General features: G+C 68.7%; 10 protein-coding genes. 6 read left to right on the top strand and 4 right to left on the bottom strand.

Annotated features, from left to right (window positions below; genetic code table 11):
• Nucleotides 1-41: 41 nt before the first annotated feature.
• Together ASD84_RS15015 and ASD84_RS15010 are read right to left on the bottom strand one after the other, a co-directional pair.
• Complete coding sequence (locus ASD84_RS15015; RefSeq protein WP_056711947.1) at nt 42-428, bottom strand: hypothetical protein; 387 nt, start codon at nt 426-428, stop codon at nt 42-44.
• 63 nt (nt 429-491) lie between these two features.
• Nucleotides 492-1,535, bottom strand: a complete 1,044-nt coding sequence (locus ASD84_RS15010) for an LLM class F420-dependent oxidoreductase (protein WP_056711942.1) — start codon at nt 1,533-1,535, stop codon at nt 492-494.
• 80 nt (nt 1,536-1,615) lie between these two features.
• On the opposite strand from ASD84_RS15010, the gene ASD84_RS15005 reads away from it, so the two are divergent.
• Genes ASD84_RS15005 through map form a run of 4 tightly spaced genes read left to right on the top strand, consistent with a single transcriptional unit; the run spans nt 1,616 to nt 5,631 of the window.
• Nucleotides 1,616-2,575, top strand: coding sequence for a Zn-ribbon domain-containing OB-fold protein (locus ASD84_RS15005; protein WP_056711938.1), 960 nt, complete (start codon nt 1,616-1,618; stop codon nt 2,573-2,575).
• 18 nt (nt 2,576-2,593) lie between these two features.
• Nucleotides 2,594-3,661 (top strand): thiolase domain-containing protein, encoded by a 1,068-nt coding sequence (locus tag ASD84_RS15000; protein WP_056711936.1) that lies wholly within the window; start codon nt 2,594-2,596, stop codon nt 3,659-3,661.
• Nucleotides 3,661-4,824: a thiolase domain-containing protein gene (locus tag ASD84_RS14995; protein WP_056711933.1), complete on the top strand. Its 1,164-nt coding sequence runs from the start codon at nt 3,661-3,663 to the stop codon at nt 4,822-4,824. Before ASD84_RS15000 ends, ASD84_RS14995 begins: the two co-directional genes overlap by 1 nt.
• A 39-nt stretch (nt 4,825-4,863) precedes the next feature.
• Nucleotides 4,864-5,631, top strand: a complete 768-nt coding sequence (gene map / locus ASD84_RS14990; RefSeq protein ID WP_056711929.1) for a type I methionyl aminopeptidase — start codon at nt 4,864-4,866, stop codon at nt 5,629-5,631.
• A 2-nt stretch (nt 5,632-5,633) separates the two neighbouring features.
• Here the strand turns inward: map and ASD84_RS14985 are convergent, their stop codons facing one another.
• Nucleotides 5,634-6,017: a hypothetical protein gene (locus ASD84_RS14985; protein WP_156391958.1), complete on the bottom strand. Its 384-nt coding sequence runs from the start codon at nt 6,015-6,017 to the stop codon at nt 5,634-5,636.
• Nucleotides 6,018-6,135: 118 nt separating this feature from the next.
• On the opposite strand from ASD84_RS14985, the gene ASD84_RS14980 reads away from it, so the two are divergent.
• Both ASD84_RS14980 and ASD84_RS14975 read left to right on the top strand, forming a co-directional pair.
• Nucleotides 6,136-6,585 carry a VOC family protein gene (locus ASD84_RS14980; RefSeq protein WP_056711924.1) on the top strand — a complete coding sequence of 150 codons (450 nt, stop codon included), beginning with the start codon at nt 6,136-6,138 and terminating at the stop codon, nt 6,583-6,585.
• Between the two features lie 141 nt (nt 6,586-6,726).
• Entirely contained in the window at nt 6,727-11,217 is a 4,491-nt protein-coding gene (locus ASD84_RS14975) for a choice-of-anchor P family protein (protein WP_162251541.1), read from the top strand.
• On the opposite strand, the gene ASD84_RS14970 is transcribed toward ASD84_RS14975, so the two are convergent.
• The gene (locus tag ASD84_RS14970) at nt 11,210-12,427 is read right to left on the bottom strand and encodes an MFS transporter (protein WP_235531126.1); all 1,218 of its coding nucleotides are present in this window, start codon (nt 12,425-12,427) and stop codon (nt 11,210-11,212) included. The genes ASD84_RS14975 and ASD84_RS14970 overlap by 8 nt on opposite strands.
• Nucleotides 12,428-12,449 lie beyond the last annotated feature (22 nt).

Genomic DNA, 12,449 nt, shown 5'->3' with positions numbered 1-12,449 from the left:
GACGCCAGACTAGAACGTGTTCTAGTCGTGGGCAAGGAGGGTCAACCGGCGCGGCGCTCGACCGGCGCGATGAGCGGCTGGACTCCACCGAGCCGGCGCTGGAACCGCACCTGGTCGGAGTGCGTTTCAAGGGCGTCCCACAGCGCACGATGGGCCGACCAGGGCAGCGGGTCCTCGCCGTTCGACCAGCGCTCGCCGAAGCTGATCCAGACCGGGATCCAGGTCGCCGCGCAGTCCCAGGCCCCGCGCCTGGCCTCGATGAGCCTTCGCCGGACCTGGAAGGCGGTCCGTGGACCATCGACACAGATCGGCGCAGTGCGCACCGGCCACAGCCACAGGTCGAGCTCCATCAGCTCGAGCTCGAGGTCGCGCAGCAGCGCAGGATCCACCAGCACCGTGGCGACGTTCTCGTGCGGCTCCCGCCTCATGCCCGAAACGCTAGCCGCCGTCGCCGACAGCGACCAGCGTTCTGGACGAACCCGCCCAATCGCTCAGGCCAACAGCTCGGCGACCTGACGGATCTCGGCAGCACTCCTCGAGGACAACAGCAGCGTGGTCACGCCGGTCTCCTCCCACTGAGCCACCCGCTCGCGCACCTCACCGGCGGTACCGATGATGTGCATGTCGTCGACCAGCTCGTCCGGGATCAGTGCCGTCGCCTTGTCCTTCTCCCCCGCCAGGTAGAGGTTCTGCACCTCCTCGGCCAGGTCGGCGTACCCCATGCGACCGAAGACCTGGGTGTGGAAGTTCTGCTCCTTGGCACCCATGCCGCCCATGTACAGGGAGACGTACGGCTTCATCGCGTCGATGACCGCCTGCTTCTCGGCGGCGTTCTGCACGACCTGGAGATGACACGTCGCCGAGATCTCGAAGTCGGCGCGGGTACGACGCGCGCCCGGTCGGGCAAAGCCCTCGTCGAGCCACGGCTGGTACATGTCGGCGCTCTTCGGTGTGTAGAAGATCGGGATCCAGCCGTCGGCGATCTCGGCGGTCTGGGCGACGTTCTTCGGACCCTCGGCGCCGAGCCAGATCGGCAGGTCGGCGCGGAGCGGGTGCACGATCGGCTTGAGCGGCTTGCCGAGGTGGACGGCGCCGGGGCCGTTGTAGGGCAGCGGGTGATGGGGGCCGGCATTGGTCACCGGTGCCTCCCGGGCCAGGACCTGGCGGATGATCTCGACGACCTCGCGCGTGCGAGCCAGGGGCTTGGAGAACGGCTGTCCGTACCAACCCTCCACGACCTGGGGTCCGCTCACACCCATGCCGAGGATGACGCGGCCGTTGGTGAGGTGGTCGAGGGTGAGGGCGTGCATGGCGATCGACGTCGGGGTACGTCCGGACATCTGCACGATGGAGGTGCCGAGGCGGACCCGGCTGGTCTCGCGACCCCACCAGGCCAGCGGCGTGAAGGCATCACTCCCCCACGCCTCGGCGGTGAAGATCGCGTCGAACCCGGACTCCTCGGCGGCCGCCACCAGCTCGCCGACGCCCTGCGGAGGCTGCGCGCCCCAGTAACCCAGCTGAAGTCCCAGTTTCATGGTTCGAATCATGCCCTGACGACGCGCCGCATTTCTAGAACGTGTTTCACTTTTGAGCAGAACATGTTTCACTTTGGCCCATGAGCCGTACCTTGCAGGCGCCTGTCACGGTCGCCTTCGACTACACGCGATCAACCGGCCCTGTCGTCGGTCGCTTCCTCTCCGGACTCCGCGACGGCGTCGTGGTGGGCGGACGGACCTCGGCCGGCGAGGTCGTCGTACCGCCGCTCGAGTTCGACCCCGTCACCCACGAGGCGACGACCGAGTTCGTGGAGGTCTCCTCCGTCGGCACGGTCACGTCCTGGACCTGGGTCCCCGAACCGGTGAAGGGCCAGCCGTTCGACCGGCCGTTCGCCTTCGCCCTGGTGACTCTCGACGGTGCCGACGTGCCGCTCCTGCACGCGCTGGACGTCTCGTCGCCCGCCGAGGTCAGCAGCGGCATGCGGGTGCGCGTGCGCTGGGCCGCGGAGCGGTTCGGCCACATCAACGACATCGCGTGTTTCGAGCCGCTGGCTCCCGGCGAGACGGAGGCCGCCGCCCCGGTGGCCGCGTCCAGCGAGCCGGTCACCGGTGTCGTCACCACCGTCTCGCTCGACTACAACTACGCGGCCTCCCCCGAGGAATCCCTGTTCTACCGCGGCCTCAACGAGGGCCGGATCATGGGCCAGCGCTGCCCCACCTGCGAGAAGGTCTACGTCCCGCCGCGCAGCGCCTGCCCCGCCGACGGAACGCCGACGGAGGAAGAGGTCGAGCTCTCGCAGACCGGCACCATCACGACGTTCTGCATCGTCAACGTGCCCTTCCTCGGTCAGAAGATCACCCCGCCGTACGTCTCGGCGTACGTCCTCCTCGACGGCGCCGACATCGCGGTCCTTCACCTCATCCTCGGCGTTCCCGCCGACGAGGTGCGGATGGGCATGCGCGTCAAGGCCGTCTGGAAGCCGAAGGACGAGTGGGCGTACTCCCTGGAGAACATCGACCACTTCGCGCCGACCGGCGATCCGGACGCCGAGTTCGACACCTACAAGCAGCACCTCTGAGACGGGAGACACGGACAGATGCGTGACGTCGCCGTCGTCGGGTTCGCCCAGCGACAGATGCCCCAGTTCGACGGGTCCCCGACCTGTGTCGAGCTCCTCGTGCCGGTGTTCAAGGAGCTCTACGAGCAGACCGGCTGGACCCGCCGGGACGTCGGGTTCTGGTGCTCCGGCTCCTCGGACTACCTTGCCGGCCGTTCGTTCTCGTTCGTCCAGGCGGTGGACGCCATCGGGGTGATCCCCCCGGTCAACGAGTCGCACGTGGAGATGGACCTTGCCTGGGCCATGTACGAGGCGTGGATCAAGATCCAGACGGGCGAGGTCGACACCGCCCTCGTCTACGCCTTTGGTAAGAGCTCGGCCGGCGTGCTGCGCCGCACCCTGGCGCTCCAGCTCGAGCCGTACACGATGACGCCCCTGTGGCCCGACACGGTGTCCCTCGCCGGCCTCCAGGCCCGCGCGGGCATCGACGCCGGCATCTGGGACGAGCGCGCCATGGCCGAGGTCGCGAACCGGTCGCTGACCGATGCCGAGAAGAACGAGTACGCCATCCGCAAGGGCGGCTCCTCGGTCGACGAGCTGCTCGCGCGCACGATGTACGCCGATCCGTTGCGCAAGCACGACTGCGCCCCCGTCACCGACGGCGTGGCGGCCCTGGTCCTGGCAGCCGGCGACAAGGCTCGCGAGGTCCGCGAGCGGCCCGCCTGGCTCACCGGGATCTCCCACTACGTCGACCCGATGGGCATGGGCGTCCGCGACCTCACCCGGTCCCCGTCGGCCCAGCGGGCCGGTGCGGCGCTCGACCTCGGCGGTGTCGAGGTGGCCGAGCTGCACGCACCGTTCAGCCACCAGGAGCTCATCCTGCGCAAGGAGCTCGGACTCGGCGACGACGTCGCCATCAACCCGTCCGGCGGCGCGCTCGCGAGCAACCCGATGTTCTCCGCAGGTGGCATCCGCGTCGGCGAGGCCGCGACGAGGATCTGGTCCGGCGAGGCCGACAAGACCCTTGCCCACGCCACCAGTGGCCCCGCCCTGCAGCAGAACCTCGTCTGCACCCTGTCCGGGTCGACCGAAGGGAAGAACAACTGATGGGCAAGCAGCCTGCAGCGATCATCGGCATCGGCCAGACGCACCACCGTGCCAAGCGCCTCGACGTCTCGATGGCGGGTCTGTGCCGCGAGGCCATCGACCGTGCGCTCCTCGACGCGAACCTGACGCTCGATGACATCGACGCGATCGTCGTCGGCAAGGCGCCGGACCTGTTCGAGGGCGTGATGATGCCCGAGCTGTTCCTCGCGGAGGCGCTCGGCGCAGCCGGCAAGCCGCTGCTGCGCGTCCACACGGCCGGCTCGGTCGGCGGATCGACCGCCATCGTTGCGTCCTCCCTGGTCCAGGCCGGCGTTCACAAGCGAGTGCTGACGGTCGCCTACGAGAAGCAGTCCGAGTCGAACGCGATGTGGGCGCTGTCGGTGCCGCTGCCGTTCAACATGCCCGTCCACGCCGGTGCCGGCGGCTACTTCGCGCCGCACGTGCGGTCCTACATCCGCCGCTCGGGCGCCCCGAACCACATCGGCGCCATCGTGGCTGCCAAGGACCGCAACAACGCACTGAAGAACCCGTACGCGCACCTCCACAACGAAGGCACGACCGTCGAGTCGGTGATGGCGTCGCAGATGCTGTGGGACCCGATCCGGTACGACGAGACCTGCCCGTCCTCGGACGGCGCCTGCGCACTGGTCATCGTCGACGAGGACACCGCCAAGTCATCGCCGAACCCGGCGTGGATCCACGGCACGGTGATGCGTTCGGAGGCCACCACGGCCGCCGAGCGCGACCAGGTCAACCCCCAGGCCGGACGCGACGCCGCAGCAGCGTTGTGGAAGCAGGCGGGCATCACGAACCCGATCGAGGAGATCGACGCGGCCGAGATCTACGTGCCGTTCTCGTGGTTCGAGCCGATGTGGCTGGAGAACCTCGGCTTTGCCGCCGAGGGCGACGGCTGGAAGCTCACCGAGGCAGGCGAGACCGCAATGACCGGCAAGATCCCGGTCAACTGCTCCGGCGGCGTCCTGTCCTCCAACCCGATCGGTGCGTCCGGCATGCTCCGCTTCGGCGAGGCGGCGCTCCAGGTCCGCGGCGCGGCCGGCGAGCACCAGGTCGACGGCGTACGACGGGCGCTCGGCCACGCGTACGGCGGCGGGTCGCAGTTCTTCGCGATGTGGGTGGTTGGCTCGGAGAAGCCCACCAACTGACGAATTCTTGACGGCGGCGGCGCCCGATAGGCTCGTTTCGTGATCGAGCTCCGCACCCCCACCCAGATCGAGCAGATGCGTCCCGCCGGGCGTTTCGTCGCCTCGGTGATCAAGGCCCTCTCCGAGAAGGCCGCCGTGGGTGTGAACCTGCTCGAGCTCGACGCGCTGGCGCACAAGATGATCAGGGACGCGGGTGCGGAGTCCTGCTACATCGACTACCACCCCTCGTTCGGCGCCAGCCCGTTCGGCAAGGTGCTGTGCACGTCGGTCAACGACGCCGTGCTGCACGGGCTCCCCTTCGACTACGTGCTGAAGGACGGCGACCTGCTCTCCGTCGACTTCGCCGCCTCGGTCGACGGCTGGGTCGCCGACTCGGCCCTGTCGGTCATCGTCGGTACGCCGAACGAGAAGGACCAGTGGCTCATCGACGTCACGCAGCGTGCCCTCGACGCCGGCATCGACGCCGCGCGGGCGGGCAACAAGATCGGTGACATCTCGTTCGCCATCGGCAGCGTCGCGCACGCCGAGGGCCTGAAGGTGAACCTGCAGTTCGGCGGCCACGGTGTCGGCCGGACCATGCACGGCGAGCCGCACATCTCCAACGACGGTCGCGCCGGCCGCGGCCTCAAGCTGCGCCCCGGCCTGGTCATCGCCATCGAGCCGTGGTTCCTGCACACCACCGACGAGATCACGTTCGACCCCGACGGCTGGACCATCCGGTCGGCCGACGGCTCGCGTGGCGCCCACGTCGAGCACACGGTCGCCATCACGGACGGCGACCCGCTGGTGCTCACCGCCCGCGACTGAGGTCAGTCATCGAGCATCTGCTCGTGACCGTTCGGGCACCGTCCGCGTGTGCAGTCGTAGAAACCTTCGTCGAACTCGATCCAGGTCGACCAGCACTTCGCGCAGTAGTTGAGCTCGCAGGCCACGCAGCAGAACGCTCCGAGCTCCCCGTGCAGGTGTGCGACGTCGAGCGGGTCGATCTCGTCGCGTCCTTCGAGCAGCTCGACCAGGCCGGCGGGCACGATGCCGCTGTTCTCTCCGAGGAACTCCAGTCGGTACGACGGCCCGTCGTAGATCGTCTGCCCCGCGCCCCTCACGGAAAGGGTCGCTGCGAGCACACCGCAGGCAGAGCAGGCGAACTCGAACCCGTCGTCAGCGCGCACTCCATGACGGGACACGTTGCTCACGGTCCCATTGTGCGGTCCCATGGACCACTTCGAAGGTCTCGTATGACTCATGTCGAGGATCCGATGTCGGCTCCGTCCCTGCTTCGACGGACCAACACCACCACTGGAGGACTGACCCATGGCAAACCTGCGCTTCGACCACGTCGGCATCACCGTCGCGGACCTCGACGCCGCGACCGCATTCTTCGTCACCCTCGGTCTTGAGGTCGAGGGAACGGCATCGATGGAGGGCGAGTTCGTCGACGCCGTGATTGGGATCCCCGGTTCGCACAGCCGGATCGTCGTGCTGCGCCCTCCGGGCGGCGGCGCCGGCGTGGAGCTCTCGACCTTCGTCACGCCGGACCACCTGCCCGGCTCCCCCGCCCCGATGTCCAACGAGCTCGGCATCCGCAACGTGATGTTCGAGGTCGACGACCTCTCTGCGGTCCTTGATGTGCTGGCAGCGAACGGCTACGGCCTCGTCGGTGACGTGGGCGAACAGGGGGGTTGGCGGATGGCCTATGTGCGCGGCCCTGAGGGCATCATCGTCGCGCTCGCCGACCAGGAAGCCCACACTTTCGACAGTTGACGCTGCCCGTGCCACGTTCCTATGGTCGATTTGCTGTCCGATTCTCGGGTCCGGAGTTCTCGTGGAGCGTCGACCCGAGCGCACCCAGCCAGGGGGATCGTCGCAGGCACTTGCGCGCATGGGGGCCCATGGAGGCGCGCGATGAGGCAATTGGTTCGGTTCGGCATCAGAGTCCTGGCGCTCGTGTTGATAGGCGTGATGTTCGCGCAGGTCCCCAGCGCCCACGCCGCCACGGTCGGTGGCTTCGAGATCGACGGCAACCTGCTCGACGACTCCGGCGGCGGAGATCCGATCGACTGGTCGACGCCCCCACCGAACCTGACGAACTTCACTGACCTCCCGTCGAGCGCCGACAACATCTTCGCGACCGGCTCGAAGGACAACGCCCCCTCGGGCTGGGACTGCGACATGGGAAGCGGGCCCGACAAGGACGACATCGTCAGCGGCCAGGTCGCGTTCCGGCGCGTCGCCGGTGATCAGTGGATCTACGTCAACTTCTTCCGCGCGGCCACCAACGGCGACGCGCACATGGCGTACGAGTTCAACAAGTCCTCGGCGCCGGCGAGCGCCGACTGCCCGGACGTCGCGGCGCGGACACCCGGCGATCAACGGATCTCCTTCGACACCGACCAGGGCGGCTCGGTCATCAACGTCGTGGCCTCGAACTGGAACGGGACGGCGTGGAACGACGTAGCGCTGGGCGCGAACGCCGGGGGCGCGGTCAACATCCCGCCCTCGTTGACGATCCCCGGTCACGCCAACGGCGACTTCGGCGAGGCCGCGATCAACCTCACCAAGACGATCGGTGAGATCGGCTGCAACGAGTTCGCCGGGGTGCACATGAAGACGCGCGCGTCGACGGCGCCCAACTCGACGCTCAAGGACTACACCAAGCGGCAGGCACTGAACATCGGCGAGTGCCCGCAGTCGACGACGACCAAGTCGGTCCGCAACGCCTCCGTGACCGGTTCGCAGTTCGCCGGGTCGACGGACGCAGCACCCGGCGACGTCGTCGAGTACAAGCTGAACTACACCAACGCGGGTCCGGGGATCGCCCACAACGTCGTCGTCACCGACACCCTCGCCGGCAACCAGACGCTCGTGGCCGGCAGCTGCAGCCCGGCTTGCTCGGTCAGCGGGTCAACGCTGACGTGGAACCTGGGTGACGTCGCCCCAGGCTCAGTGAGCATGACCTTCCGAGTCCAAATCGTTGGCACCTTTGCGGCCGGCACAGCGACGGAGATCAAGAACACCGCAACGGCGACGACCACCGAGGAGGGGCAGAAGCCCTCCGGCGCGACGACCGTCACCGTCAAGACGCCGTCCACGTCCGCGAACAAGGACGTTCGCAACGTGACGACCAGCGGCTCGTTCGGGAACACCGCGAACGCGGCGCCGGGTGACGTCCTCGAGTACCGCGTCATCGTCACCAACGCCGGACCCGGCGTTGCCACGGGTGTGGTGGTCACCGACGCTGTTGCGTCGGGCTCGACGTATGTCGCGAACTCGTGCACGGGCGGGACGTCGTGCTCGTTCAGCTCCCCGACGGTGACCTGGCAGGTCGGCACGCTCGCCGCGGGCGCCTCGGTGACGTTGACGTTCAGGGTGACCCTCTCCGCGACGTTCCCGCCGGGGACGACCGCGGTGAAGAACACGGCCGTCGTCGACTCCGCTCAGGAGAATCCGAAGAACAGCGACGAGACGACCACCAACGTCACCTCGACCACGAACACCTCGGGCAACAAGGACGTTCGCAACGTGACGACCAGCGGATCCTTCGGGAACACCGCCAACGCGTCGCCGGGCGACGTCCTCGAGTACCGCATCATCGTGTCCAACACGGGCAACGCTGCGGCGACCGGCGTGGTCGTCACCGACGCTGTCGCGTCCGGCTCGACCTACCTCACGGGCTCGTGCACGGGCGGGACGTCGTGCTCGTTCAGCTCCCCGACGGTGACCTGGCAGGTCGGCACGCTCGCCGCGGGCGCCTCGGTGACGCTGACGTTCAAGGTGACCCTCGCCGCGTCCTTCCCGGCCGGAACGACGCAGGTGAAGAACACCGCCGTCATCGACTCCGACCAGGAGGAACCGGAGAACAGCGACGAGACGACCACCAACGTGGCGGGGAACGCGAACACGTCGGGCAACAAGGACGTTCGCAACGTGACGACCAGCGGATCCTTCGGGAACACCGCGAACGCGTCGCCGGGCGACGTCCTCGAGTACCGCATCATCGTGTCCAACACGGGCAACTCGCCGGCGACCGGCGTGGTCGTCACCGACACCGTCGCGTCCGGCTCGACCTACCTCACGGGCTCGTGCACGGGCGGAACGTCGTGCTCGTTCAGCTCACCGACGGTGACCTGGCAGGTCGGCACGCTCGCCGCGGGCGCCTCGGTGGCGTTGACGTTCAGGGTGACCCTCGCCGCGACCTTCCCGGCCGGAACGACCCCGGTGAAGAACACGGCCGTCGTCGACTCCGACCAGGAGGAACCGGAGAACAGCGACGAGACGACCACCAACGTGGCGGCGAACCCGAACACGTCGGGCAACAAGGACGTTCGCAACGTGACGGCGAGCGGTTCGTTCGGGAACACCGCCAACGCGTCGCCGGGTGACACGCTCGAGTACCGGATCATCGTGACCAACACGGGCAACGCTGCGGCGACCGGCGTGGTCGTCACCGACACCGTCGCGTCCGGCTCGACCTACCTCGCGGGCTCGTGCACGGGCGGAACGTCGTGCTCGTTCAGCTCCCCGACGGTGACCTGGCAGGTCGGCACGCTCGCTGCGGGTGGCTCGGTGACGCTGACGTTCAAGGTGACGCTCGCGACGAACGTCACTGCCGGAACGACGGCGGTGAAGAACGTCGCGGTGATCGACACGGATCAGGAGGACCCGGACGACTCCGACGAGACGACCACCAACGTGACGGCCACCTCGAACCTGACTCTCGCCAAGGCCGCCAACCAGTCGACGGTCCGTGCCGGCGACAAGATCACCTACACGCTGACCTACGGCAACACCGGCAACGGTGCGGCGACCGGAACGACGATCGTCGAGACGGTCCCAGCCGGGACGACGTACGAATCGTGCACCGGCGGCTGCACCAGGACTGACAGCACGGTCACGTGGGATGTCGGCACGGTCGACCCCGGCGAGACCGGCAGCGTCACGATGACGATCACCGTCTCGGCCACGATCGACGCGTGCGGGATCTGCAACGTGGCACAGATCAAGAGCCTGGTGCAGAACGGAGGCACGCCGGTCAGCTCCAACCAGGCGTGTGTCCCCGTGCAGCCCACCGCCGACCCGTCGACGGCGAAGGCCAACGGCGACGCGCTCGGGCTGAAGGTCTATGCACCGCTGTTGGGCATCCCGCTGATCAACGCGGAGATCTCGAAGGCCGCCAGCAGCCGGACCGGGCCGGGAAGCGCGCTCGACGATGACCAGGCTCTCAACCTCAACATCCTCGGTGTCGCGGGCCTGGCCAGCATCGCCAAGGCCAGCGTCCTGACCACGACGTCAGCGTCGCAGGTCACCCCGACGCTCGGTGCGCGCCAGACGAGCACCGCAGAGGTGCTGGGTCTGAACCTGCTCGGCGGAGTGGTCACCGCCGACGTCGTGCGGTCCGTGGCCTCCACGACGGCGCGCGGTGACGCGTCGTCGTACTCGGCGGCGGGAACCACCGCCGTCAACCTGAAGGTGCTGGGTCAGGCGCTCCTGAACGTCGCTCCCGGGACGAAGATCCGCCTCGATGGAACGGCCCTCAACAAGGGCCTGTACGGGGCCGGATCGTACGTCGCGGTGAACGAGCAGACCGGCTCGACCAGCGGGCCGGCAAGTGGCGTCCTTTCGGGCGGAACTTACAAGTCCGACCTGACGGTGACGGCAGTGCGCGTCCTGATCACGGGCGGCACCATCGGCGGCCTGCTCACGCTGGGCGGAGCTCCGGTCGAGATCACCGTCGCCAGGGCGACAGCTCATTCGGAGCACAAGCAGACGCGGGTGTGTGACGAGACTGCGCCCGTCCAGGCGGTGAGCGGCCATGCGGTGCTCGCGTCCGCGTTCGTCAACCCGCTGCTGGGCCCGGTCGACGTCGGCTTCGTCCAGATCCCCGCCAGTGGCGGCAGCGCCAACAACAGCGTGACCGCTTCCGCGCTGCCGGCCGACGGGACGATCCTCACCACCGAGGACGCGGCCACGAACACCACGGGCACGAACGGTGCGACGTCGAGCACCTCATCGAGCTACGCCCAGGCGGCCGGTGTCTGCGTGCTGAGGCTCGTGGCCCAGAACTGTCTGGTCAAGGCGACGACGATCAGATCGCAGGCCAACAGCACGGCGACGAAGACGTCACGATCCTCGAACGCCACCGGGACGCAGTTCGTCGGCCTGATGGTCGCCGGCATACCCATCAACGCCAACGTGGCTCCGAACACGGTGATCCAGCTACCCCTCGGAATCGGCTTCGTGGTCCTGAACGAGCAGGTCCCGGACGGACCGGAGACAGGTCATACGGGACTGACGGTCCGCGCCATTCACGTGGTCCTGAACGCTATCGTCCCGCCACTCGTGAGCGGCGCGGAGGTGATCGTCGCAGAGGCGCACAGCGACGCGACGTTCAGGTAGTCAGGCCGCTCCGCGCAAGCAGGGCGATCGCCACGACCTGCGCGGAGGCGACGACCCCGATCAGGGCACCGAGGTGTCCTGTGACGAGGGCACCGGCAGCCACACCACCGATCAGGGCGCCGATCCCCTGCACGGCGGCGAACACGCCGTACCCGGTTGCGCGGCGGTACGAGGGTACGACGGCCGCGACCTGGGCCTTCACCGTCGAGTCGAGCACGCCGGTCGCCACACCCCACAGCGCCACACCGACGAGGACGAGGGGCAACCGGTCCGCGAACGCCAATGCGGGCACCGCGGCGACAAGCACCGGGACGACGTACAACACCCGCGCACCCCAACGGTCGAACAGGACGCCGGTCGCCAGCGCTGCGGCGGCCGCAGTGAGCATGGCCAGCGCGTAGACCAGAGGCGATGCGGCGAGGGGTACGACGCCCTCCTCGACGAACCGGTAGGAGATGACGCCGAAGGTCATCAGTCCGGCGGTCGCCAAGGCGGACGCACCAGCGAAGAGGTGGAACCGGGGCGGCAGGTCGATGCCCAACGCTGCGGACAGGCCCGAACGCGGGGCCTGATCGGGAAGGTCGGCGGGAGGTTCTTCGGGCGCCGTCAGGGCCGGCACCTTGCGCGCAAGCTGCGCGAGCACGAGGAGGGACAGCGCCCCCGGGACGGCCAGCACGGCGAAGCCCGGCCAGAGCACGCCGGTCGCGGCCGCGACACCGGCCACGACGAGCGGTCCGGCGAAGGCACCCACCTGGTCGAGCGCCTTGTGGACGCCGAAGGCCTTCCCGAGGCTCCCGCGCGAGGCCACTCGCGCGAGGAGCGCGGACTTGGCGGGACTCCGGATCGCCTTGCCGGCCCGCTCGGAGAGGATCAACGCTGCGGCGACCGCCACGCCCGCCGTACCCACGGCCGGGGCCAGGGCCAGCAACGGCACGCACACCGCCGTGAGGGAGTACCCGACGACCGTCAGATGCCAGTGCCGCCCGCTCCGGTCCGCCCAGGGTCCGGTGCCGAGTCGCAACAGGAGCGCCATGGCCTCGCCGGCGCCGGTGACGATCCCGACGACCAGCGCCGACGCGCCGAGCGTGCCGAGGAACGGACCCGAGATGGATCGCATCCCCTCGTAGACCATGTCGGCCAGCAGGCTGACGAACCCGAAGGCCACGATGGTGCGCCAGGTGCTCCACTCCTGCGCACGGTTCTCGGTCACGCGGGGATCATGCCAGTGCCGG

Source organism: Nocardioides sp. Root682, from assembly GCF_001427795.1.
GTDB lineage: Bacteria > Actinomycetota > Actinomycetes > Propionibacteriales > Nocardioidaceae > Nocardioides.
The sequence above is the reverse complement of the archived record's forward strand: the minus strand, read 5'-3'. Positions and strand labels throughout refer to the sequence as shown.